This is a genomic window from Stenotrophomonas maltophilia group sp. Smal13 (genome assembly GCF_030236855.1).
Taxonomy (GTDB): Bacteria; Pseudomonadota; Gammaproteobacteria; order Xanthomonadales; family Xanthomonadaceae; genus Stenotrophomonas; species Stenotrophomonas maltophilia_A.
Window position 1 is genome coordinate 1 of the sequence record NZ_JASJSQ010000084.1, and the last position, 21,360, is coordinate 21,360.

At 66.5% G+C, this 21,360-nt stretch carries 21 protein-coding genes and 1 pseudogene; 17 read left to right on the top strand and 5 right to left on the bottom strand.

Annotated features, from left to right (window positions below; translation table 11 throughout):
- The 17 genes and pseudogenes from QRO95_RS20335 to QRO95_RS20415 form a co-directional block, all read left to right on the top strand.
- Nucleotides 1-140, top strand: a pseudogene (locus tag QRO95_RS20335) (molybdopterin molybdenumtransferase MoeA); the annotation flags it as partial.
- Entirely contained in the window at nucleotides 140-400 is a 261-nt protein-coding gene (locus QRO95_RS20340) for a MoaD/ThiS family protein (RefSeq protein ID WP_049401279.1), read from the top strand. The pseudogene QRO95_RS20335 and the gene QRO95_RS20340, both read left to right, overlap by 1 nt.
- A gap of 3 nt (nucleotides 401-403) precedes the next feature.
- On the top strand, nucleotides 404-904 hold the full coding sequence (locus tag QRO95_RS20345) for a molybdenum cofactor biosynthesis protein MoaE (RefSeq protein WP_049401277.1): 501 nt from the start codon (nucleotides 404-406) through the stop codon (nucleotides 902-904).
- A gap of 138 nt (nucleotides 905-1,042) precedes the next feature.
- On the top strand, nucleotides 1,043-1,591 hold the full coding sequence (locus QRO95_RS20350) for a molybdenum cofactor guanylyltransferase (protein WP_285303367.1): 549 nt from the start codon (nucleotides 1,043-1,045) through the stop codon (nucleotides 1,589-1,591).
- Nucleotides 1,588-1,953: a hypothetical protein gene (locus tag QRO95_RS20355; RefSeq protein ID WP_012511276.1), complete on the top strand. Its 366-nt coding sequence runs from the start codon at nucleotides 1,588-1,590 to the stop codon at nucleotides 1,951-1,953. The genes QRO95_RS20350 and QRO95_RS20355 overlap by 4 nt, the downstream gene beginning before the upstream one ends.
- A gap of 145 nt (nucleotides 1,954-2,098) precedes the next feature.
- Complete coding sequence (locus tag QRO95_RS20360) at nucleotides 2,099-3,517, top strand: NarK family nitrate/nitrite MFS transporter (protein WP_285303369.1); 1,419 nt, start codon at nucleotides 2,099-2,101, stop codon at nucleotides 3,515-3,517.
- Nucleotides 3,518-3,589: 72 nt separating this feature from the next.
- Entirely contained in the window at nucleotides 3,590-7,345 is a 3,756-nt protein-coding gene (locus QRO95_RS20365; RefSeq protein WP_285303371.1) for a nitrate reductase subunit alpha, read from the top strand.
- Nucleotides 7,345-8,889, top strand: a complete 1,545-nt coding sequence (narH, locus tag QRO95_RS20370; RefSeq protein ID WP_110712538.1) for a nitrate reductase subunit beta — start codon at nucleotides 7,345-7,347, stop codon at nucleotides 8,887-8,889. The genes QRO95_RS20365 and narH overlap by 1 nt, the downstream gene beginning before the upstream one ends.
- Nucleotides 8,889-9,569, top strand: coding sequence for a nitrate reductase molybdenum cofactor assembly chaperone (narJ, locus tag QRO95_RS20375; protein ID WP_285303374.1), 681 nt, complete (start codon nucleotides 8,889-8,891; stop codon nucleotides 9,567-9,569). The genes narH and narJ overlap by 1 nt, the downstream gene beginning before the upstream one ends.
- Nucleotides 9,566-10,273, top strand: coding sequence for a respiratory nitrate reductase subunit gamma (gene narI / locus QRO95_RS20380; protein WP_285303375.1), 708 nt, complete (start codon nucleotides 9,566-9,568; stop codon nucleotides 10,271-10,273). Before narJ ends, narI begins: the two co-directional genes overlap by 4 nt.
- 3 nt (nucleotides 10,274-10,276) lie before the next feature.
- Nucleotides 10,277-11,176 (top strand): peptidylprolyl isomerase, encoded by a 900-nt coding sequence (locus tag QRO95_RS20385; RefSeq protein ID WP_285303376.1) that lies wholly within the window; start codon nucleotides 10,277-10,279, stop codon nucleotides 11,174-11,176.
- Between the two features lie 23 nt (nucleotides 11,177-11,199).
- Nucleotides 11,200-12,531: a nitrate/nitrite transporter gene (locus QRO95_RS20390; RefSeq protein WP_180838502.1), complete on the top strand. Its 1,332-nt coding sequence runs from the start codon at nucleotides 11,200-11,202 to the stop codon at nucleotides 12,529-12,531.
- Between the two features lie 194 nt (nucleotides 12,532-12,725).
- On the top strand, nucleotides 12,726-13,940 hold the full coding sequence (locus QRO95_RS20395; RefSeq protein WP_285303377.1) for a coproporphyrinogen III oxidase: 1,215 nt from the start codon (nucleotides 12,726-12,728) through the stop codon (nucleotides 13,938-13,940).
- 11 nt (nucleotides 13,941-13,951) lie between these two features.
- On the top strand, nucleotides 13,952-14,728 hold the full coding sequence (locus QRO95_RS20400) for a helix-turn-helix domain-containing protein (RefSeq protein WP_285303378.1): 777 nt from the start codon (nucleotides 13,952-13,954) through the stop codon (nucleotides 14,726-14,728).
- A gap of 19 nt (nucleotides 14,729-14,747) precedes the next feature.
- Nucleotides 14,748-15,491 carry a molybdate ABC transporter substrate-binding protein gene (modA, locus tag QRO95_RS20405; protein WP_285303379.1) on the top strand — a complete coding sequence of 248 codons (744 nt, stop codon included), beginning with the start codon at nucleotides 14,748-14,750 and terminating at the stop codon, nucleotides 15,489-15,491.
- A 3-nt stretch (nucleotides 15,492-15,494) separates the two neighbouring features.
- Nucleotides 15,495-16,178 (top strand): molybdate ABC transporter permease subunit, encoded by a 684-nt coding sequence (gene modB, locus QRO95_RS20410; RefSeq protein WP_006371078.1) that lies wholly within the window; start codon nucleotides 15,495-15,497, stop codon nucleotides 16,176-16,178.
- Nucleotides 16,168-16,836, top strand: coding sequence for an ATP-binding cassette domain-containing protein (locus tag QRO95_RS20415; protein ID WP_285303380.1), 669 nt, complete (start codon nucleotides 16,168-16,170; stop codon nucleotides 16,834-16,836). The genes modB and QRO95_RS20415 overlap by 11 nt, the downstream gene beginning before the upstream one ends.
- Nucleotides 16,837-17,085: 249 nt before the next feature.
- On the opposite strand, the gene QRO95_RS20420 is transcribed toward QRO95_RS20415, so the two are convergent.
- The 5 genes from QRO95_RS20420 to QRO95_RS20440 form a co-directional block, all read right to left on the bottom strand.
- A complete protein-coding gene (locus tag QRO95_RS20420) occupies nucleotides 17,086-18,615 on the bottom strand; it encodes a sulfite reductase flavoprotein subunit alpha (RefSeq protein WP_285303381.1) in 1,530 nt (509 codons plus the stop codon).
- Nucleotides 18,612-19,040 (bottom strand): PAS domain-containing protein, encoded by a 429-nt coding sequence (locus tag QRO95_RS20425; protein ID WP_005409905.1) that lies wholly within the window; start codon nucleotides 19,038-19,040, stop codon nucleotides 18,612-18,614. Before QRO95_RS20425 ends, QRO95_RS20420 begins: the two co-directional genes overlap by 4 nt.
- Before the next feature lie 136 nt (nucleotides 19,041-19,176).
- Nucleotides 19,177-19,572, bottom strand: a complete 396-nt coding sequence (locus QRO95_RS20430) for a hypothetical protein (RefSeq protein WP_285303382.1) — start codon at nucleotides 19,570-19,572, stop codon at nucleotides 19,177-19,179.
- A gap of 750 nt (nucleotides 19,573-20,322) precedes the next feature.
- Complete coding sequence (locus QRO95_RS20435) at nucleotides 20,323-20,637, bottom strand: AzlD family protein (RefSeq protein ID WP_032128129.1); 315 nt, start codon at nucleotides 20,635-20,637, stop codon at nucleotides 20,323-20,325.
- A partial coding sequence (locus tag QRO95_RS20440) for an AzlC family ABC transporter permease (RefSeq protein ID WP_285303383.1) occupies nucleotides 20,634-21,360 on the bottom strand: 727 nt, incomplete at its 5' end. The genes QRO95_RS20440 and QRO95_RS20435, both read right to left, overlap by 4 nt.

Here is a 21,360-nt window from a genome sequence, read left to right on the forward strand (position 1 = left end):
TCCGTTTGATGTCCATGCTGCAGGCCAACGCCTGGGTGGTGCTGGAGGCCGAGGGCGACCTGGCCAGCGCTGGTACCTACGTGCGCGTGCAGGGCTGGGGTCACCATGACCCGGTGCAGCTGGCGAGTCAGGAGTCATGATGAAACAGGTGAATCTGCAGCTGTTCGGTGCGTTTTCCGATCTGGATGCCAGCCGCGAGATCGCGGTGGAGGTGGCCGGAGGCACCGTGGCCGACCTGCGACAGGCGTTGCGCGAGTTGCTGCCGGTGCGTTGGCCGGGCTTCCGCGCGGGCCTGCTGGATTACTCGGCATTTGCCGACCAGCAACGCGTGCTGCGTGACCACGAGGCGCTGCCTGACGATGGCCGGGTTGCGATCCTGCCGCCGGTGAGCGGGGGCTGAGCGATGAGCGAGAAGATCATCGCCAAGGTGGTGGATCGCGCGCAGGCGTCGATCGATCCGGCCGAGGGCATCGCTGCGGTGTCCGATCCGGGTTTCGGTGGCATCGATGTGTTCATCGGCAAGGTGCGCGACGTCAACATCGGCCGGCCGGTGAACGGGATTACCTATGACCTGTTCGAGCCGCTGGTGCTGAACGAGTTCAAGCGCTTGGCCGCCGAGGTCGAGGCGACGTTCGGTCCGAAGCTGAAGCTGTATGTGGCCCATGCCAAGGGCCGGTTGGGCATTGGCGATGTGGCGGTGGTGGTGGCGGCGGGCAGCCCGCACCGGGACGAGGCATTCCGGGCCTGCCGGCAGTTGATCGAGGTGGTGAAGCACCAGTGCCCGATCTGGAAGCAGGAGCATTACGAGGACGGCGACAGCGAGTGGAGCGAGGGCTGCAGCCTGTGTCATGCGGACAGCGAACCCGCACACGCCCATGACCATGCGCACGACCACCACCATTGAGTCCGCTGCAGCCACGCATGGCGTGGCTCTATCACCGAATGTCTGGATGGCCGTGGGGTTCAGTAGATCCACGCCATGCGTGGATGGGGCCGTTCCCGCGTATCCAACCGGCGCAGCCACGCATGGTGTGGCTCTACCATGAATGGAACCATCAACGGCATCGTGCTGGCCGGCGGCCTGTCCAGCCGGATGGGGCGCGACAAGGCGCTGCTGCCGTGGCAGGGGCGCACGCTGCTGGAACACATGCGTGGCCTGCTGCTGCAGGCCGGCGCCGAACGGGTGTGGGTGAGCGGCGACTATCCAGCGTTCGCTGGCATCCCCGATCGGGTAGCCCGTTGCGGCCCGCTTGGCGGGCTCTACAGCGTGGCGATGTGCATGCCCGATGGACCGGCCTGGGTGGTGCCGGTGGACATACCACTGCTGCCGCCACGATTGCTGCAGCAATTGCGTGACGGCCATCGCGGTCCGTGCACGATCTTTTCCGGTCACCCCCTGCCCATGCTGCTGGAGATAGACGATGCTTGTCGTAGCGCGCTGGGATCGATGCTGGACGATCCGCACGGTCCGCGCTCGCTGCAGGCGCTGCAGCGTCGTCTTGGCGTGAACACGATCGCGCTGGCGCCGGTTGACGAGGCCGGGCTGGTCAACTGCAATACCCCCGAACAATGGGAGGATGTTGCGTCATGAAAGTGCAGTTGCAGGATCAATCAGTACGGCTTCGCCTGGACGAGGCCGAACTGGCGCGCCTGCTGGCCGGTGAATCGGTCGAGAACATGACCCGCTTTGGCGGCATCGAGGGCTGGGGCATGGCGGTGTCGCTGCATGGCGGCGATCAACCGGTGCTGCTCGATGGCGGCACCTTCTGCCGCCTGGTACTGCCGCGCCCGGCAGTCGAGGCCTTGGCGGCGCGGCTGCCGTGCCGGGATGGGCTGCCATTCGACATTGCCCTGGAAGATGGCGGCCAGCTTCAGCTGCAGTTCGATGTGGACGTGCGCGACAGCGTGCGCCAGCGCGGGGTGACCCGCCGCAACACCGCTTCACCGGTTTGACATTTGTCAGGGGCACGGCGGAAACCGGCCCCTGATTGATCCAGATCAACCCCGTCGTTGTTGCTGCGCGGCCTAATGGCTGCATGACGACGGGTCACAACTTGAAACGCAGTACCCACGTCATTCCACAGCCTTGGAGCCATGTATGACCGTCGGTAGCGATCCTGTTGTCCGCAGCACTGCCCGTCCGGGTCGCGTCATCAGCGACTGGACGCCGGAAGATCCCGGCTACTGGGAGCGCACCGGCAAGCGGGTCGCCACCCGCAACCTGGTCATCTCGATCCCCTCGCTGCTGCTGGCCTTCTCGGTCTGGGTGCTGTTCTCGGCGGTGTCGATCAGCCTGCCGAAGATCGGTTTCAACTTCAGCACCGACCAGCTGTTCTGGCTGGTGGCGCTGCCCAGCCTGTCCGGCGCCACGCTGCGCATCTTCTATTCGTTCGTGATCCCGATCTTCGGCGGCCGCCGCTGGACCGCGCTGTCCACCGCGTCGCTGCTGGCGCCGACGCTCTGGCTCGGCTTTGCGGTGCAGGACCCGGCCACGCCGTACTGGGTGTTCGTGGCCATCGCGATCCTGTGTGGCTTCGGCGGTGCGAACTTCTCGTCGTCGATGTCCAACATCTCCTTCTTCTACCCCAAGCAGAAGCAGGGCCTGGCGCTGGGCCTGAACGCAGGCCTGGGCAATGTGGGCGTGTCGGTGGCGCAGGCGGTGATCCCGCTGGTCATCACCGTGGGCGTGTTCGGTGCGCTGGGTGGTGCACCGCAGCCCACGGTCGAGGGCGGGGCGCCGTTGTTCCTGCAGAACGCCGGCTTCATCTGGGTGCCGGCCATCGCGCTGTGCGCCATCGCGGCCTGGTTCGGCATGAACGACCTGACCAGCGCCCGCTCGTCGTTCTCCGAGCAGGCGGTGATTTTCCGCCGCAAGCACAACTGGCTGATGTGCTGGCTGTATATCGGCACCTTCGGTTCCTACATCGGTTTCTCGGCCGGCTTCCCGATGCTGGTGAAGAGCCAGTTCCCGGACGTGAACCCGCTGGCCTACGCCTTCATCGGCCCGCTGCTGGGCGCACTGATGCGCTCGGTGGGTGGCAGCATGGCCGACCGCTGGGGTGGCGCACGCCTGACCTTCTGGGTGTTCGCGCTGATGATCGCGGCCGTGTTCGGCGTACTGCACTTCCTGCCCAGCGATGGCCGGGGCGGCAACTTCCATGGCTTCCTGCTCAGCTTCATGGCGCTGTTCGTGCTCAGTGGCATCGGCAACGGCACCACCTTCCGCATGATCCCGGTGATCTTCCGCACCCTGCATGAGCGCTGGTCGGCCAACGACAGTGCCCAGGGCAAGGCCACGGCCGCACACCAGGCCAGCATCGAGTCGGCCGCGGTGGTCGGTTTCTCCGGTGCGATCGGTGCCTATGGCGGTTTCTTCATTCCCAAGAGCTACGGCTCGTCCATCACCTTGACCGGCAGCCCCGACATGGCGCTGTACGGATTCGTTGTTTTCTATGTCACCTGCCTGGCCGTGACCTGGTGGTGGTACTACCGGCGCGGTGCCGAGACACCCTGCTGACGACATGAAAACGCACCGCAGCCAGATGACACACACAGCCACGATGCCGATGTCCGCAAAGGGAGACCCCCGATGAGTTATTTCCTCGATCGCTTGCAGTTCTTCAAGCGTGACCCCCAGACCTTTGCCGATGGCCACGGATTCGCCAAGAGCGAAGGCCGTGACTGGGAAAACAGCTACCGCGCCCGCTGGCAGTACGACAAGATCGTGCGTTCCACCCACGGCGTGAACTGCACGGGTTCGTGCAGCTGGAAGATCTACGTCAAGAACGGCCTGGTCACCTGGGAAACCCAGCAGACCGACTACCCGCGTACCCGCCCGGACCTGCCCAACCACGAACCGCGTGGCTGCCCGCGTGGCGCCAGCTATTCCTGGTACCTGTACAGCGCCAACCGGCTGAAGTACCCGCTGATCCGCGGCACGCTGCTGCGCCTGTGGCGCGAAGCACGGAAGAGCAAGGCCCCGGTCGATGCCTGGGCCAGCATCGTGGAGGACAAGGAGAAGGCGCGTTCGTACAAGACCCGCCGCGGCATGGGCGGCTTCGTGCGCCTGCAGTGGGAAGAGGCCAACGAGATCATCGCCGCCTCCAACCTGTACACGGTGAAGCAGTACGGCCCGGACCGCGTGGTCGGGTTCTCGCCGATTCCGGCGATGTCGATGGTGTCCTATGCCGCCGGCGCGCGTTACCTGTCCCTGCTGGGTGGCGCCTGCCTGTCCTTCTATGACTGGTACTGCGATCTGCCGCCGGCCTCGCCGCAGATCTGGGGCGAGCAGACCGACGTGCCCGAATCGGCCGATTGGTACAACAGCCGCTACATCATCGCCTGGGGCTCGAACGTGCCGCAGACGCGCACGCCCGATGCACACTTCTTCACCGAGGCGCGCTACAACGGCACCAAGACGGTGGCGATCTGCCCGGACTATTCCGAGCTGGCCAAGCTGACCGACCATTGGCTGCACCCCAAGCAGGGCACCGATGCGGCGCTGGCCTTCGCCTTCGGCCATGTGATCCTGCGCGAGTTCCACGTCAATTCGCCCTCGCAGTACTTCCAGGACTATTGCCGCCAGTACTCGGACATGCCGATGCTGGTGCGCCTGGAGCGCCGCGACGACGGCCGCCTGGTGCCGGGCCGTTTCCTGCGTGCCAGTGAGCTGGGCGGGCTGGGTGAAGCCAACAACCCCGACTGGAAGACGCTGGCCTATGACGAGAGCAGCGGCCAGATCGTGGTGCCCAATGGCTCCATCGGCTTCCGCTGGGGCGAGAAGGGAAAGTGGAACATCGAGGAGAAGGAAAGCAAGGGCGCCGATACGCGCCTGCGCCTGAGCCTGGCCGACGCCCATGAGGGCATCGAGGCGGTCAGCTTCCCGTACTTCGGTGGCATCGAGTCTGAGGGCTGGACCGCTGCGCCGGCCGACGACGTGCTTGAGCGCAACATCCCGGTGCGTCGCCTGGCCCTGGCCGAGGGTGGCGAGACCCTGGTGGCCACGGTCTACGACCTGCTGCTGGCCCAGTACGGCGTCGACCGTGGCTTTGGCGGCGGCAACGTGGCATCGAGCTTCGACGACATGGTGCCGGGCACCCCGGCCTGGCAGGAACGCATCACCGGCGTGTCGCGTGCGGAAGTGATCGAGATTGCCCGCGAGTTCGCCCGTACCGCCGACAAGACCCATGGCCGTTCGATGATCATCGTCGGCGCCGGGATGAACCATTGGTTCCACAACGATATGAACTACCGCGGCCTGATCAACATGCTGATCATGTGCGGTTGCGTGGGCCAGACCGGTGGCGGCTGGGCGCATTACGTGGGCCAGGAAAAGCTGCGCCCGCAGACCGGCTGGCAGCCGCTGGCCTTCGGCCTGGACTGGAGCCGCCCGCCGCGCCACATGAACGGCACCTCGTTCTTCTACTTCAACACCGGGCAATGGCGCTACGAGAAGCTGCAGGTGGACGAGCTGCTGTCGCCGCTGGCGGATGCGAGCAAGTACAGCGGCAGCCTGGCCGACCTCAACCTGCGCGCGGTGCGCATGGGCTGGCTGCCGTGTGCGCCGCAGCTGGACCGCAACCCGCTGCAGCTGGTACGCGAGGCCGAAGCGGCGGGTGTTGCCCCGGCCGACTACGCGCTGGGCAAGTTCAAGGACGGCTCGCTGGACTTCGCGTTTGCCGATCCGGATGCACAGCAGAACCATCCGCGGATGATGTTCATCTGGCGCTCGAACCTGTTGGGTTCGTCGGGCAAGGGCCACGAGTACATGCTGCGGCACCTGCTGGGGACGCGCCATGGCCTGCAGGGCAAGGACCTGGGCGAGATGGGCGCGGTCAAGCCGGAGGAGGTGAAGTGGCGTGACGAAGCGCCGGAAGGAAAGCTCGACCTGCTGGTGACGCTGGACTTCCGCATGTGCACCACCGCGCTGTACTCGGACATCGTGCTGCCCACGGCCACCTGGTACGAGAAGGACGACCTCAACACCTCGGACATGCACCCGTTCATCCACCCGCTGTCGAAGGCGGTGGATCCGGCCTGGGAATCGCGCAGCGACTGGGAGATCTTCAAGGAAGTTGCCCGCACCGTAAGTGAGATGGCGCCCGGTGTGCTGGGCGTGGAGAAGGACCTGGTGCTGGTGCCGACCCTGCATGACACCCCCAACGAGCTGGGCATGCCGTTCGGCGTGGCTGATTGGAAGAAGGGCGAGTGCGAGGCCATTCCGGGCCAGACCATGCCGTCGATGACGGTGGTGGAGCGCGACTACCCGAACCTGTACCGCAAGTTCACCTCGCTGGGCCCGCTGCTGGACAAGCTGGGCAACGGCGGCAAGGGCATGAGCTGGGACACGAAGCACGAAGTCGAATTCCTCGGCAAACTCAACCACACCGTGCACGACGAGGGCGTGAGCCAGGGCCGCCCGGCCATCTCGACCGCGATCGACGCGGCCGAGGTGATCCTGCACCTGGCACCGGAGACCAACGGCCATGTGGCGGTGAAGGCCTGGGAATCGCTGGGCACCTTCACTGGTCGCGAGCACACTCATCTGGCGGTGGGCAAGGAGCACGAGGCGATCCGCTTCCGTGACATCCAGGCACAGCCGCGCAAGATCATCTCTTCGCCGATCTGGTCGGGCCTGGAGGACGACAACGTCAGCTACAACGCCGGCTATACCAACGTGCACGAGCTGATTCCGTGGCGCACGGTGACCGGTCGCCAGCAGTTCTACCAGGACCACGAGTGGATGATCGACTTCGGTGAGGCCTTCATGGGCTACCGACCGCCGGTCAACACGCGCACGGTGGAGCCGCTGCTGAACCAGCGCCCGAACGGCAACAAGGAGATCGTGCTGAACTGGATCACGCCACATCAGAAGTGGGGCATCCACAGCACCTACAGCGACAACCTGATCATGCAGACGCTGTCGCGCGGTGGCCCGATCGTGTGGCTGAGCGAGGACGACGCGCGCAGTGCCGGCATCGTCGACAACGACTGGATCGAGTTGTTCAACGTCAACGGTGCGATTGCCGCGCGTGCGGTGGTCAGCCAGCGCGTGATGCCGGGCATGGCGATGATGTACCACGCCCAGGAACGCATCATCAACGTGCCGGGCTCGGAGATTTCCGGGACCCGCGGCGGCATCCACAACTCGGTGACCCGCATTGTGCTCAAGCCCACCCACATGATCGGCGGCTACGCGCAGCTGGCGTACGGCTTCAACTACTACGGCACCTGCGGCACCAACCGCGACGAGTTCGTGATCGTGCGCAAGATGGACAAGATCGATTGGCTGGACGATGAGCAGCCCGCTGGTGCTTCGGCATCGGCCAGCAAGGAGGTGGTGTGATGAAGGTCCGTGCACAGATCGCGATGGTGCTGAACCTGGACAAGTGCATCGGCTGCCATACCTGCTCGATCACCTGCAAGAACGTCTGGACCTCGCGCGAGGGCGTCGAGTACGCCTGGTTCAACAACGTGGAAACCAAGCCGGGCATCGGCTACCCCAAGGAATGGGAGAACCAGGACAAGTGGAACGGCGGCTGGGTGCGCACCCGCGCCGGCAAGCTGGTGCCGCGTGCCGGTGGCCGCTGGCGCATGCTGGCCAAGATCTTCGCCAACCCGGACCTGCCGCAGATCGACGACTACTACGAGCCGTTCGATTTCGACTACCAGAACCTGCACACCGCCAAGGACAGCCAGCACCAGCCCACCGCGCGGCCGCGCTCGCTGATCAGTGGCGAGCGCATGCAGAAGATCGAGTGGGGCCCGAACTGGGAGGAGATCCTGGGTTCGGAGTTCAGCAAGCGCTCGCGCGACTACAACTTCGACCAGGTGCAGAAGGAGATCTACGGCGCCTTCGAGAAGACCTTCATGATGTACCTGCCGCGCCTGTGCGAGCACTGCCTGAACCCGGCGTGCGTGTCGGCGTGTCCGTCGGGCGCGATCTACAAGCGCGAGGAAGACGGCATCGTGCTGATCGACCAGGACAAGTGCCGCGGTTGGCGCATGTGCGTGTCGGCCTGCCCGTACAAGAAGATCTACTACAACTGGAAGAGCGGCAAGTCGGAGAAGTGCATCTTCTGCTACCCGCGCATCGAGATGGGCGAGCCGACCGTGTGCTCGGAAACCTGCGTGGGCCGCATCCGCTACCTGGGCGTGATGCTGTACGACGCCGACCGCATCGCCGAGGCGGCTTCGGTGGCCGCCGAGAAGGACCTGTACCAGGCCCACCTGGACATCTTCCTGGACCCGAACGACCCGGCGGTGATCGCCGCCGCGCGCAAGGAGGGCATCCCGGACAGCTGGCTGGATGCGGCCAGGCAGTCGCCGGTGTACAAGCTGGCGATCGACTGGAAGCTGGCGCTGCCACTGCACCCGGAGTACCGCACGCTGCCGATGGTCTGGTACGTGCCACCGCTGTCGCCGATCCAGTCCGCCGCCGAGCGTGGCCGGGTGGGCATGAGCGGCGAGCTGCCGGACGTGGCCTCGCTGCGCATCCCGATGCGCTACCTGGCCAACCTGCTGACGGCCGGTGACGAGGCACCGGTGGTACGCGCGCTGGAGCGGCTGATGGCGATGCGTGCCTGGCGCCGGGCCAAGAACGTGGACGGCGTGGAAGACACCGCCGTGCTGGAACAGACCGGACTGAGCATCGCCCAGGTGGAAGAGATGTATCGCTACCTGGCCATCGCCAACTACGAGGACCGTTTCGTGATTCCGACCGGCCACCGCGAGTATGCCAACGATGCCTTCGGCGAGCGCGGCGGCTGCGGTTTCACCTTCGGCAACGGCTGCAACGGTGACAGCCCGGCCGACCTGTTCGGCCAGCGCAAGAGCACCACCTTCGTGGTGGACAAGGGTCCGAACCATCGCCGCAAGGAGGTGGTGTGATGAGCGTGCTCAAGCTGATTGGGGTGCTGCTGGATTACCCACGTGAAGAACTGTGGCAGCACGGCGAGGAACTGCTCGCCGCCTGCGACGACCCCGCGCTGGGCGCCGCCCGCCGCCAGCAGCTGCGCAGCTTCGTGCAGCAGCTGCTGGCTACCGATGCGCTGGATGCGCAGGCGGCGTGGCTGGCCAGTTTCGACCGCGGCCGCTCGATGAGCCTGCTGCTGTTCGAACACATCCATGGCGAGTCGCGAGACCGTGGCCAGGCCATGGTCGATCTGGTCGAAACCTACCGCCGCAACGGCTTCGAACTGGATGCACGCGAGCTGCCGGACTACCTGCCGTTGCTGCTGGAGTTCCTGGCCCATCGCCCCGGCAGCGAGGCCCGCGAGTGGCTGCACCACATCGGCCATATCGCCGGGATGCTGGCAGCGCGTGCCGCCGAGCGCGAGCTGCCGCACCGGGTGCTGTTCGAGATCCTGGTCGAAGCCGGTGACGGCAAGGCCGATCTGCAGGCGCTGCGCCAGCGTGCCAGCGAGGAAGTCCGCGACGATACCGACGAGGCCATGGACCGCTTGTGGGAGGAGGAGGCGGTGCGTTTCGGCGCCGAAGCCCCCGCCGAAGACTGCAAGCCGCCCGTGCGTTCGCCGGCCCGTCCTTCGCATCGAGAGGTCCAGCCATGAGTTACTCCCTGCATCAATTCGCCTTCCAGTACTACCCGTACATCGCCGTCGCGGTGCTGCTGATCGGCAGCTGGGCCCGCTACGACAAGGCCATGTACACCTGGCGCACCGGCTCCAGCCAGATGCTGTCGGACAAGGGCATGCGGATCGGCAGCAACTGCTTCCACATCGGCATCCTGGCCATCCTCGGTGGCCATCTGGTCGGCCTGCTGACCCCGCACGCGGTGTACGAGCACTTCATCACCTCGTCGCAGAAGCAGATGCTGGCGATGGTGGTTGGTGGTGTGTTCGGCGCACTGTGCTTCATCGGCATCAGCATCCTGCTGGTTCGCCGCCTGTTCAATGCGCGCGTGCGTGCCACTGGCAGCTTTGGCGACACCCTGGTGCTGGTGCTGCTGTTCGCCCAGCTGTGCCTGGGCCTGTACAGCATCCGCGTCTCGTCCGGCCACCTGGACGGTGGGGTGATGGTGCAGCTGGCCGAGTGGGCGCAGCACATCGTGACCTTCCGCGCCGGTGCCGCCGACTACATCGAGGGCGTCAGCTGGGTCTACAAGCTGCACATCTTCCTGGGCCTGACCCTGTTCCTGATCGCGCCGTTCACCCGCCTGGTGCACGTGTGGAGCATCCCGATCAGCTACCTGTGGCGGCCGTACCAGGTGGTGCGCCGCCGCCAGGCCACGCTGCGTTACGGTCCGCGGGAGTAAGCCATGGGCAGCCTGCCGAAATTCCTGCCGATCACCGTGATCGACTCCAATGCCCCGGTTCCGGCCGAGGCCCATTCGCACCATCACGACGCGGCGGAGCAGGGGCCGCGCTCGCTCGGGCAGCCGGCACCGTGCCGGCTGTTCGTGGACGAGACCGCGATCAGCGAGGCCGATATCGCCCGCGAGATGCAGCACCATCGTGCGATGCGCCCGGAACAGTCACGTGCCGAGGCGGCACGTGCCCTGGTGGTGCGCGAGCTGCTGCGGCTGGAAGCGCAGCGGCTGGGCCTGCAGGCACCGGAGGGCAACCGGGTCAGCGACGAGGAAGTGCTGATCCAGCAACTGTTGGAAGACGCGATCGAAGACCGTGTGCCGACCGATGAGGACTGCCGCCGCTACTTCGAGCAGAACCCGGAGCGCTTCCGCTCGCCCGATCGCGTGCGCCTGCGCCATATCCTGCTGGCTGCGCCGGCCGACGACGTGGCCGGGCGCTTCGCCGCACGCACCGAAGGCGAGCGGCTGGTCGGACTGCTGAAGGAGTCGCCGCACCTGTTCGCCGATTTCGCCCTGCGCCATTCGCGCTGCCCCTCCAGCAGCGAGGGCGGCGACCTGGGCTGGTTGCAGCGTGGGCAGACCACGCCGGAGTTCGACCGCCAGGTGTTCCGCCTGCGCGAGGGCCTGGCCGGTTTCCCGGTGGAATCGCGCTGGGGCTACCACGTGGTCTGCGTCGATGCCCGCGAGGAAGGGCAGCCACAGCCGTTCGCGGCGGTGCTGCCGCAGCTGCGTGATTACCTGGAGCTGCAGGTACGCCAGCGCGAGGTGCAGGCCTACCTGCTGCAGCTGCAGGAACGCTACCCCGTGCGCGGGCTGGACGAGATCGAAGCCGAAGCGGATATCGGCTGACCCCCATTGAACGAGGAGACCCCATGAACCAGGCCCTTGCCCCCGCCAGTGCCGGGCAGCAGCAGCGTGCGCTGTGGCTGAGCACGTTCGCCTTCACCGTGTGCTTCGCGGTGTGGATGATCTTTTCAATCATCGGCATCCAGATCAGCCAACAGCTCGGTTTGAACGACACTCAGTTCGGCCTGTTGATCGCCACGCCGGTGCTGACCGGTTCGGTCAGCCGCGTCTTCCTCGGCATCTGGTCCGACCAGTTCGGTGGCCGCAAGGTGATGGTGCTGGTGATGCTGTGTGGCGCCGTGGCCACCTGGATGCTGACCTACGCGCAGACCTACACCCAGTTCCTGATCGCCGCGCTGTGCGTGGGCATCGCCGGCGGCAACTTCTCGGTGGGCGTGGCCTACGTCTCGAAGTGGTTCCCGGCCAGCAAGCAGGGTACCGCGCTGGGCATCTTCGGTGCCGGCAACATCGGCTCGGCGGTGACCAAGCTGTTGGCGCCGCTGGTGATGGTGGCCGCGGGTTGGACCATGGTTGCCAAGGTCTGGGCGGTCGCGCTGGCCGTCACTGCGGTGCTGTTCTTCCTCTTCAGCAAGGAAGACCCGTCGCTGGAGCAGCGCCGCCGCGAGGGCGTGAAGCCGGTTCCGTTCGCCGAGCAGATGGCGCCGCTGAAGAACCTGCAGGTGTGGCGGTTCTCGCTGTACTACTTCTTCGTGTTCGGCGGTTTCGTGGCGCTGGCGCTGTGGCTGCCGCACTATCTGGTGGGCGCCTACGGCATGGACGTGGGGCACGCCGGCATGCTGGCGGCGTGCTACTCGATCCCGGCCAGCCTGTTCCGCGTGGTCGGTGGCTGGATGTCGGACCGGATGGGCGCGCGGCGGGTGATGTACTGGACCTTCGGCGTGTCGGCCATCTGCACCTTCCTGCTGGCCTACCCGGATACCGAGTACGTGGTGAAGGGCATCCACGGCCCGATCCACTTCCATCTGGCCATCGGCGTGGTGATGTTCACCGTGCTGGTGTTCGTGCTGGGCTTCTTCATGTCGCTGGGCAAGGCCGCGGTCTACAAGCACATTCCGGTGTACTACCCCAAGCACGTGGGTGCGGTGGGCGGCGTGGTCGGCATGATCGGCGGCCTGGGTGGCTTCATCCTGCCGATCGTGTTTGGCGCTTTGAACGATGCGCTGGGCATCTGGAGCAGCTGCTTCATGCTGCTGTTCGTGCTGGTGGCCGCCGCACTGGCGTGGATGCACTTTGCTATTCGCCGCATGGAGCGCCGTCACTTCCCGCAGATCGACCGCGAGACCGACCTGCCCGAAGCCATTGATGCGGCCGCCGCCGAGCGGGTGCGTGGCAGGTAAAGGGGGGTGCCGGCCAGCGGCCGGCACTACCGGAACGGTGCGCGGTGGGTGGAGGGGGTTGCCGGCCAGCGGCCGGCACTACCGGGTAGCGGGCGAAAGGGTAGTGCCGGCCGCTGGCCGGCATGAACCCACCGATGCGCCACGCTTGATTTCAATCAGGGCCACGCGAAGAGGAACGCCCGAAGATGTGTGCCATGAGCTTCCACGTCGATGAGAGTGAGGACACTGCGCTGCAGGCAGCATTGCTGCGGCAGCCCCGGCATGTGCTGTTCCCGGCGGCTGACCAGTTCAGCACCGGCTTTGGCGAAAGCGGCTGGCGCGCCGCCGTGCGCGCCAGCAATGAGCACCTGATCCCGCGTGGCTTGACGCTCGGCTTCCAGGCCGGTCGTGGTGGTCGCGATGTGCCGCCACAGGCGTATCTGGACACCTTGCTGCTGGCCCTGCAGCTGCAGGCCGATGCCCTGGCCGAGGACCGCGAAGTGGTGGCGATGGTGTTGCAGCTGGGATTGGCGGAGACATTGCCGCCGCCGCAGCTGGGCCAGCTGCTGGACGCCGTGCCGCAGCACCTGCGCACGGTGGCGCGGCCGCAGGTGGAAGTGCGGCTGGACGCCGGCAGCGCGCTGTCACCGGCGCAGCTGCGCGCGGTGGGTTGCACCCGCCTGAACGTGATCGACCGTGCCGATGCGCCGGGGCCGACTCTGCTGGCACAGGCGCGGCAGGTCGGCTTCACTGCGCGCTACTACCAGCTGCGCGTTCCCGCCAGTGAGGACACCGGTTTCATCGAGCGTCTGCATGAGGTGCTGGCCGAAGCACCCGAGCGCATCCTGTTGCCAGCGCCGTGCGCATTGCCACGGGATCCCTCAGCGGCCCACTGGCTGCAGGCCTGGCGCCTGCTGCGCGCAGCAGGCTACGAACCGATCGGTGGTGACCACTACCAGCGCGGCGACCTGCCGAACCCGCATGGCCCGGGCGATGGCCAGCGTCATTGTGACCTGGCCGGCGTGCCGCGCCGTGACCGCAGTGATTTCATCGGGCTTGGCCTGTCCGCCTGCAGCCAGATCGGCGAAGTGTTCTATCGGCTGGAGGACGAGCTGGGCGAATGGCGGGCGCGATTGCAGTCCGGTCACATGGGCGTGGCCGCGGGCCTGATCCTGTCCGAGGACGAGCGGATGGCGGCCGAGGTGGCACAGAGCATCGCCTGCGACCATGCCCTCGATGCGGCCGCCTTCGAGTGGCGTAATGATGAACCCTTCGAGGAATGCTTCGCCGAACAGCTGCCGGCGCTGTCGCCGCTGCTGGCGCGCGGCTGGGCGCAGTGGGATGCACGTGTGCTGCGGCTGGCCGAAGAAGGGCGGTTGCTGTGGCGTATGATGGCCGCATGCTTCCGGCCGGCGGCCGCCATCGCTTGAGTCCTGCCCCGATGTCTTCAACTCCGCCTTCCCAGGGTCGCCTCGGCCGGGCCACGCCGAACCCCGCCGCCGCCGATGATGGCGACGCGCTGCACTTCTGCAGTACCTGTGCATTTTCCGATGCCTGCATGTCGCAGGGTTATGACAAGACCGCGCTGGGCGATCTGCACGTCCTGGTCGACCACGTCGGCCCGTTCCATGCGGGTGACTACATCTTCCGCGCCGGTGAATCGTTCGATTCGATTGCTGCAGTGCGCGCCGGCATGGTCAAGACCTTCGTCGACGACAGCCAGGGCAACGAGCAGGTGCTGGGCTTCAGCCTGCCGGGCGAGGTGATCGGCCTGAACGCGATCCACGGGTCGCGCTTCCCCTGCAACGCGGTGGCGCTGGACACCGTCCATCTGTGCCGCATCTCGTTCCCCAAGCTGAGCCTGCTGGCCACCCGCATGCCGGGGCTGCAGGCCAAGCTGTTCAGCCTGCTCAGTGCGGAGATCGGCAAAGTCGCCACGCTGGCCGCCAACCACCGTACCGAAGAGCGCATGGCCGCGTTCCTGCTGGACATGTCCGAGCGTTACGCGCGGCGTGGTTTTTCTGCCACGCGCTTCAACCTGACGATGGCACGCACCGAGATCGCCAATTACCTGCGGATGGCGCCGGAAACCGCCAGCCGCGTGCTGCGTCGCCTGAGCGATGACGGGATCATCGCGGTGAAACAGCGTGAGATCCTGCTGCTGCAGCCCGAGCGCCTGGCGGTGCTGGCGGTGGCCGACGAATCCGATCCGAACTGAACCTGGCCGGGAGCCGACGATGAAGCGCGCTGGACTGTTGTTGCTGGGACTGCTGGCCACGGTGCCGGCCTGGGCGGCCGACCTGACGGTGTCGGCGGCATCGAGCCTGAACGAGAGCTTCCGTGAGCTGGGTGCGGCCTACGAAAAGGAACATCCAGGAACCAAGGTCGATTTCAACTTCGCCGCCTCAGGCGTGCTGCTGCAGCAGATCAGCCGTGGCGCGCCGGTGGACGTGTTCGCCTCGGCCGATGAAACAACGATGGACCAGGCCCAGCAGCAGGGCCTGTTGGCGGAGGGCACCCGCGAGGTATTCGCGGTGAACGCGCTGTGGGTGGTGGTGCCGCCGCAGGCCAAGGTCGAGCCGCGTAGCTTGAAGGACCTGACCGGTGCCGGCGTGCAGCGCATCGCACTGGGCAACCCGGACAGCGTGCCGGTCGGCCGCTATGCCAAGGGCGCGCTGGAAGCAGCAGGCCTGTGGCCGTCGGTGCAGGGCAGGATCATCACCACGCAGAACGTGCGCCAGTCGCTGGATTACGTGGCGCGCGGTGAAGTGGATGCCGGCTTCGTCTATGCCACCGATGCACAGGCGATGCCCGACCGGGTGCGCCGCGCCTTCGCGGTGCCGGTGGTGGGGCGCATCGCCTATCCGATGGCGGTGACCAAGGCCAGTGCGCAACCGGCTGAAGCCAAGCGCTTCACCGCCTTCGTGCGTTCCGCACAGGGCCAGGCGATCCTGGCCAAACATGGGTTCGGCAAGCCCTGAGGCATGGATCTCGACTGGAGCGCACTGGGGTTGTCGCTGAAGGTGGCCGGTTGGGCCACCGCGATCAATCTGGTGCTGGGCGTGGCACTGGGCGCGCTGTTGGCGCGGCGGCGATTTCCCGGCCGCGAGCTGCTGGATTCGCTGCTGACCCTGCCGATGGTGCTGCCACCGACGGTGCTGGGGTATTACCTGCTGGTGCTGATTGGTCGCAACGGCCCGATCGGCGCGTGGCTGCAGTCGTGGTTCGGCATCAACCTGGTGTTTACCTGGCAGGCGGCGGTGATCGCTGCGGCGGTGGCCTCGCTGCCGCTGGTGTTCAAGCCGGCACGCGCGGCGTTCGAGGAAGTGGACGGACAGCTGGAGCAGGCCGCACGCACGCTCGGTGTGTCCGAAGCGGCGGTGTTCTTCCGCATCACGCTGCCGCTGGCCTGGCGCGGCATCCTCGCCGGCCTGCTGCTGGCCTTCGCGCGCGCGATGGGCGAGTTTGGCGCCACCCTGATGGTGGCCGGCAGCATTCCGGGCCGCACGCAGACGTTGTCGATCGCCATCTACGAAGCGGTGCAGGCCGGTCAGGACGGTAAGGCCAATGCGCTGGTGATCCTGACCTCGGTGGTCTGCATCGTGATCCTGCTGCTGGCCGCACGGCTGGTGGGCGGGCGTCGCCGGGAGCTGCGTGATGTGGCTTGACCTGCAGGTGCAGCGCCGACTGCAGGCGGCCAGCCAGGATTTCATGCTGGATGTAGCTTTGCAGTGCACGCAGCGGCAGGTGGTGCTGTTCGGCCCCTCGGGTGCCGGCAAGAGCCTGACCCTGAAGGCAGTGGCCGGGCTGCTGCGGCCGGGCCAGGGCCACGTGCGCCTGCAGGGGCAGACCTTGTTTGACGCGGCGACCGGCGTGGACCTGCCGCCGCAGCGCCGCCGGCTGGGCTACGTGTTCCAGGACTACGCACTGTTCCCGCACCTGAGCGTGCGCCAGAACGTGGCGTTCGGTCTGCAGAAGGGCTGGTTGAATCCGCGGGCTGGCCAGCGCTTCGATGCGGTGGAGCAGTGGCTGCACGCATTCCGCATCGACACGGTCGGTGATCTGTTGCCCTCGCAGGTCTCCGGGGGACAGCGCCAGCGTACCGCTCTGGCACGCGCCCTGGTGACACAGCCGCAGGCGCTGCTGCTGGATGAGCCGTTCTCCGCGCTGGACCATGATCTGCGCCAGCACCTGCGCCAGGAGCTTGAGACCGTGCTGGACAAGACTGGTATTCCGTTGCTGTTGATCAGCCACGACCCGCAGGATGTGGCCATGTTCGGCCAGCAGGTGGCACGCGTAGTGGATGGCCGCATTGTCGGCGGTTGATCCGTGCTGGGCGCACTGGCGATGGTGGGTTACATCTGATGGTAGTGCCGGCCGCTGGCCGGCAACCACGGAATCCGGAGCAGCCGGCCAGCGGCCGGCTCTACCGGTTCAGGGGTTCCGCGACGCACGGGCGATGGTTGACTACAGCTGATGGTAGTGCCGGCCGCTGGCCGGCAACCATGGAATCCGGAGTAGCCGGCCAGCGGCCGGCTCTACCAGTCCAGCGTTCGCGCAATCCAGTGGAATGGATCAATACAGCTCGCAGTGCGTGCGGCCTTCGCCCCGCAGCGCGTCCCAGTGCCCTTCGCCACTGATGGCATCGATGGCCTCGCGCACCGCGCTTTCCAGGTGGCTCTTGTTGCCGCACAGGTACAGATGCCCACCGCGGGCCAGCACATCGCGCACGTCATCGCCGCGCTGCTGCAGCACATGCTGCACATAGACCTTGTCGGCGCCATCGCGCGAGAACGCGGTATGCAGGCCGGCCAGCACGCCACGCGCGTGCCAGTCCTGCAGCTGCTCGCGATACAGGTAGTCGTGCTGGCTGTGCTTCTCGCCGAACACCAGGTGCACTTCGCGTTCGCAGGCGTTGGCCTGCAGCTCCTGCATCAGGCCCATCAGCGGCGCGATACCGGTGCCGGTACCGACCAGCAACAGCGGCGCTTCGCCTGTATCGGGCAGGTGGAAGCCCGGGTTGGAGCGGCAGTACACGCGGGCGTGGTCGCCGCCATGCAGCAGGCTGCCGGTGGCAGTGCCGAAGCGCTCGCGGCCGCGCAGGGTGTAGCGCACTTCGCGCACGCACAGGCTCAGCCAGTCGTTGCAGGGGTGGGAAGCGATCGAATAGGCGCGCGGCAGGCGTGGTGACAGCAGCTCGCGCAGGCGGGCCAGCGGCACGCTGGCCGGCGTGGCGTGGTCCTGCAGCACGTCCAGCAGGTCCAGCCCGTGCAGGTAGGCTTCCAGCTCGCGCTTCTGGCTGACCTTCAACAGGCCCTTCAGTACCTCGCTGTCACCTAGCTTGGCCAGTTCGCGCAGCACGCCCTTGCTCAGCAGGCGCAGCTCCCGGTCATGCAGCGCAGCCACAGCGGCGGTGTCGCCGTACCAGGTGGCCAATGCCTGCAGCAGGGCAGGGTCGTTCTCGGGTACCACGTGCAGGGTGTCGCCGGCGCGGTAGGCCATGCCACTGCCGGCAATGTCCAGTTGCAGGTGCCAGGCGGCCGGGTCGCTGCTGTTCAAGCGGCGGCGTTCGAGAATGCGGGCGGCAAAGGCATTGTCTTCGCCATAGGCGGTGACCTGCAGGTGCAGGTCCTGGCCAGCGTTGAGGTCGCCATCCAGAACCTGGCCCAGCACCGGCTGCCATTGCTGGAAGAACTGCTCGTAACCCAGGTCGGCATCCACGCGGTGCAGCAGCGGCTGCGCCTGGCGCTCGCTCAGCGCGGCATCCAGCGCCTTGGTGAAGCCGCAGAAACTGGGGTAGCCGGTGTCACCAAGGCCGAACACCGCATAGCGCAGGCCGCTCAGCGTCGGGGTCTGGCGCAGTGTTTCGAAGAACTGCTCGCCGTTGGCTGGCGGTTCGCCGTCACCGAAGGAACTGGAGATCGCCAGCAGCACATCGCCGTGGCCGAGACTGGCCACGTCGATGTCGTTGAACGGGACCACCAGCGGCCCGTGCGGCTGCAGGTCCGCGCCCAGGCGTTGGGCCAGGGCGCGGGCATTGCCCGACTCGGACGCGAAACCCACCAGCAGGCGGCTGAAGGGCGTACTGGTCGGGAGGGCGTTCACGCGGCCTCGTAGAAGTCGTCGAACTTTTCCTTGCTGAACTCGACCAGGTCGTAGTTCTGCATCAGGTCGTTCACCACGCGGCGGATGCTGATGTACGAGGTGATGTTGCCGTCGGCGTCGAACAGCGGTTGCACGGTGGTGTCGACCACGTAGAGCACGCCACCCTTGCCGAGGTTGGGCACGATGCCGGTCCAGGTCTTGCCAGCCTTGATGGTGTCCCACATGTCCTTGTAGACCGCCTTGGGCACGTCAGGATGGCGCACGATGCTGTGCGGCTGGCCGATCAGCTCCTCGCGCGCGAAGCCGGTGAGCGTGCAGAACAGGTCGTTGGCGTAGGTGATGTTGCCCTGCAGGTCGGTGGTGGAGATCACCATGACGTTCTGCATGGCATTCAGCAGCTGGGCGTTGTCGGGGGTGTAGCTCATCGCAGGGTCCTTGTGGATGCCGGTAACGCCGGCGTGTTCGGGTCCTGCATAGAAATACGCCCGCACGGCGGCGGGCGGTTTGACATTGATCAAGTGGGTGGCGGGATTGGCTGCGACTGGGTGTCGCAGGGCGCGTTCACTGCTGCAGGGGAAAGCCGATCGTCTCGTGGCAATGCCGCATCAGGTGGCGGCCTCCCTCATTGATGTGCAAGGTGTCCGCGTCACCGAAGAACCGCAGCAGCGCTCCCCCGGTCGTACTGCCTGCATGCGCGGAGCGCCTGGCTGCCGATGGCAGAAACGGATCAGCTCGCGGATCGTGTCCGCCAGGCAGATCCGTACGTGCAACGGCGCCTTCGATCATCAGCTGGGCACATGCGCCTGCCAGATAGGCGTCTGGTTTGCGCTGCGCGCCGCGCCGAGGCTGTCCTGCCAATGCGGTGGCGATATGCTGGAACTCATGGGCGGTGGTGGCGATCACGCGCCTGCGCAGCGAGTCGGTGTCGGGACCGGAGGGAAACCAGAAGCTGACCATCTGGCCCGGCGGCTCTGGTCCCGGCAGCTGTCGCCAGATGCCGCCTCCGTCACTTACGATTGTCAACTGATAGCGCAGAGGCGTCCGTTCCTGCCCATTGCCCTGGAGCGGCAGTCCAGCGGATCGTGCGGCGGCCTCGCAGAGCCGCGACGCCTGCATGACTGAAAGCGCTCGATCTTCCCAGAGGACTCGAGTTGCGACAGATGACCACCCGCACTCGATGGATCGATTGGGATACTCCGAGCTTTCCGGGCCGGGTAGCACCGACACTGTGCTGATCTTCAGATGTGAGGAAGGGCCTCGCAGCAGGGTGGCATACCCTCCATCGGGACTGACCAGGTTCCGGGGAGGCAGCTGGATGGATTGGCACGCACTTGTGGCCAGAAGGATTGCCGCCAGCCCAGCATAGAGCCCGAGCGCGGGGCCCGGCTGGGTACGCCTGGACTGACGGCGCTGCATCAGAGGGGCAGCCCGCGAGTAGATGTGAGGGTGATACCGATTGCTGCCACGACAACTCGCAGATTGCTCATTGGTACTCTCCATGTTGGACGTCGATTGATCGATCAGCTCAACCCGCTGATTCGGCAGTCGATCCGTACCGGCTCAGGCTCGATCAGGCAATCGGAATTTTTTCAAACACCTCCAGTAGGTGGCTCCGGGCCACGTTTGAGGCGGCACGCAAATGTGCAGGTCGAGCTGATAGCGACCGTCGCGCCTCCAGTCACACCACGTGGGGACCTCGCGCGTGCGTCAGCCCATCAGATAGCGCAACACACCGGCCGATACCACGCCGATCAGCACGGTCGGCAGCATCGACAACCGCGTGGCGGCCAGCAGGGTGATCGCCAGCGCGGCCAGATCAGCCGGCTTGTCGGCGACGAAGTCCGGGGCGATCACCGAGATCAGCACGCAGCCCGGCGCGGCTTCCATCACCGTCACCGCGCGCTTGCTCAGTGTGCGATTGCGCAGCGCGAGGAAGCCGATGATGCGGGTCAGGTAGGTGGCGGCGGCCATCAGCACGATGGTCAGCACCGAGGTCCAGTGGATCAGTCCGTTGAAGATCATGCCGCGTCCTCCGCCAGCAGCCAGGCTGCGGCCAGGCCGGCCAGCGCGCCGCTGGCCACGTACCAGGCGCCGGGAACCAGCAGGTAGGTGGCCGCGGCCACCCCCAGGCTGACCAGCCACGGACGCGCTGCCTTCATGCCCTGCCACATGCCGCGCAGCAGCACCAGGAACACGGCCGGGAAGGCCATGTCGAAACCATAGGCGTGGATGTCGCCCAGCATCGGGCCGACGATCGCGCCCAGCGCGGTACAGGCCACCCAGACCGTGTACAGGCCGGCCGAGACGCCCAGGTAGTAGGAAAGGCTGAAGCCGAGCGCACGGCGGCGCGCGTCGGCCACGCCCATCGCCCAGCTTTCGTCGCACATGAAGAACAGGGCCGGCAGCACGCGGCGGCGCGGCAGGTGCTGCAGCAGCGGGGCCAGGCTGGCGCCCATCAGCAGGTGGCGGCTGTTGACCAGCGCGGTGATCGCCACGATCAGCGCGATATGCGGCGGCGAGGTCCACAGTTCGACGGCGGCGAACTCCGAGCCGCCGGCGAAGTTGAGGCCGGTCATCAGCGGCACTTCCAGCGCGCTGAGGCCTTTCTGGGCGGCCTGGGCGCCGAGCACCAGGGCGAAGGGAATGAAGCCGATCATCACCGGTACGGCGGCGCGCAGGCCGCGCAGGAATTCGGCGCGCGGGGCGGTATCGCAGGTATCGGGCAGGGGGAGGGTGGTACGGGCG

Bases quoted from the DNA above. Each gene is read 5' to 3' on its own strand.
- QRO95_RS20340 (WP_049401279.1), top strand. From the start codon at position 140: ATGAAACAGGTGAATCTGCAGCTGTTCGGTGCGTTTTCCGATCTGGAT.
- QRO95_RS20345 (WP_049401277.1), top strand. From the start codon at position 404: ATGAGCGAGAAGATCATCGCCAAGGTGGTGGATCGCGCGCAGGCGTCG.
- QRO95_RS20350 (WP_285303367.1), top strand. From the start codon at position 1,043: ATGAATGGAACCATCAACGGCATCGTGCTGGCCGGCGGCCTGTCCAGC.
- QRO95_RS20355 (WP_012511276.1), top strand. From the start codon at position 1,588: ATGAAAGTGCAGTTGCAGGATCAATCAGTACGGCTTCGCCTGGACGAG.
- QRO95_RS20360 (WP_285303369.1), top strand. From the start codon at position 2,099: ATGACCGTCGGTAGCGATCCTGTTGTCCGCAGCACTGCCCGTCCGGGT.
- QRO95_RS20365 (WP_285303371.1), top strand. From the start codon at position 3,590: ATGAGTTATTTCCTCGATCGCTTGCAGTTCTTCAAGCGTGACCCCCAG.
- narH (WP_110712538.1), top strand. From the start codon at position 7,345: ATGAAGGTCCGTGCACAGATCGCGATGGTGCTGAACCTGGACAAGTGC.
- narJ (WP_285303374.1), top strand. From the start codon at position 8,889: ATGAGCGTGCTCAAGCTGATTGGGGTGCTGCTGGATTACCCACGTGAA.
- narI (WP_285303375.1), top strand. From the start codon at position 9,566: ATGAGTTACTCCCTGCATCAATTCGCCTTCCAGTACTACCCGTACATC.
- QRO95_RS20385 (WP_285303376.1), top strand. From the start codon at position 10,277: ATGGGCAGCCTGCCGAAATTCCTGCCGATCACCGTGATCGACTCCAAT.
- QRO95_RS20390 (WP_180838502.1), top strand. From the start codon at position 11,200: ATGAACCAGGCCCTTGCCCCCGCCAGTGCCGGGCAGCAGCAGCGTGCG.
- QRO95_RS20395 (WP_285303377.1), top strand. From the start codon at position 12,726: ATGAGCTTCCACGTCGATGAGAGTGAGGACACTGCGCTGCAGGCAGCA.
- QRO95_RS20400 (WP_285303378.1), top strand. From the start codon at position 13,952: ATGTCTTCAACTCCGCCTTCCCAGGGTCGCCTCGGCCGGGCCACGCCG.
- modA (WP_285303379.1), top strand. From the start codon at position 14,748: ATGAAGCGCGCTGGACTGTTGTTGCTGGGACTGCTGGCCACGGTGCCG.
- modB (WP_006371078.1), top strand. From the start codon at position 15,495: ATGGATCTCGACTGGAGCGCACTGGGGTTGTCGCTGAAGGTGGCCGGT.
- QRO95_RS20415 (WP_285303380.1), top strand. From the start codon at position 16,168: ATGTGGCTTGACCTGCAGGTGCAGCGCCGACTGCAGGCGGCCAGCCAG.
- QRO95_RS20425 (WP_005409905.1), bottom strand. From the start codon at position 19,040: ATGAGCTACACCCCCGACAACGCCCAGCTGCTGAATGCCATGCAGAAC.
- QRO95_RS20430 (WP_285303382.1), bottom strand. From the start codon at position 19,572: ATGGTCAGCTTCTGGTTTCCCTCCGGTCCCGACACCGACTCGCTGCGC.
- QRO95_RS20435 (WP_032128129.1), bottom strand. From the start codon at position 20,637: ATGATCTTCAACGGACTGATCCACTGGACCTCGGTGCTGACCATCGTG.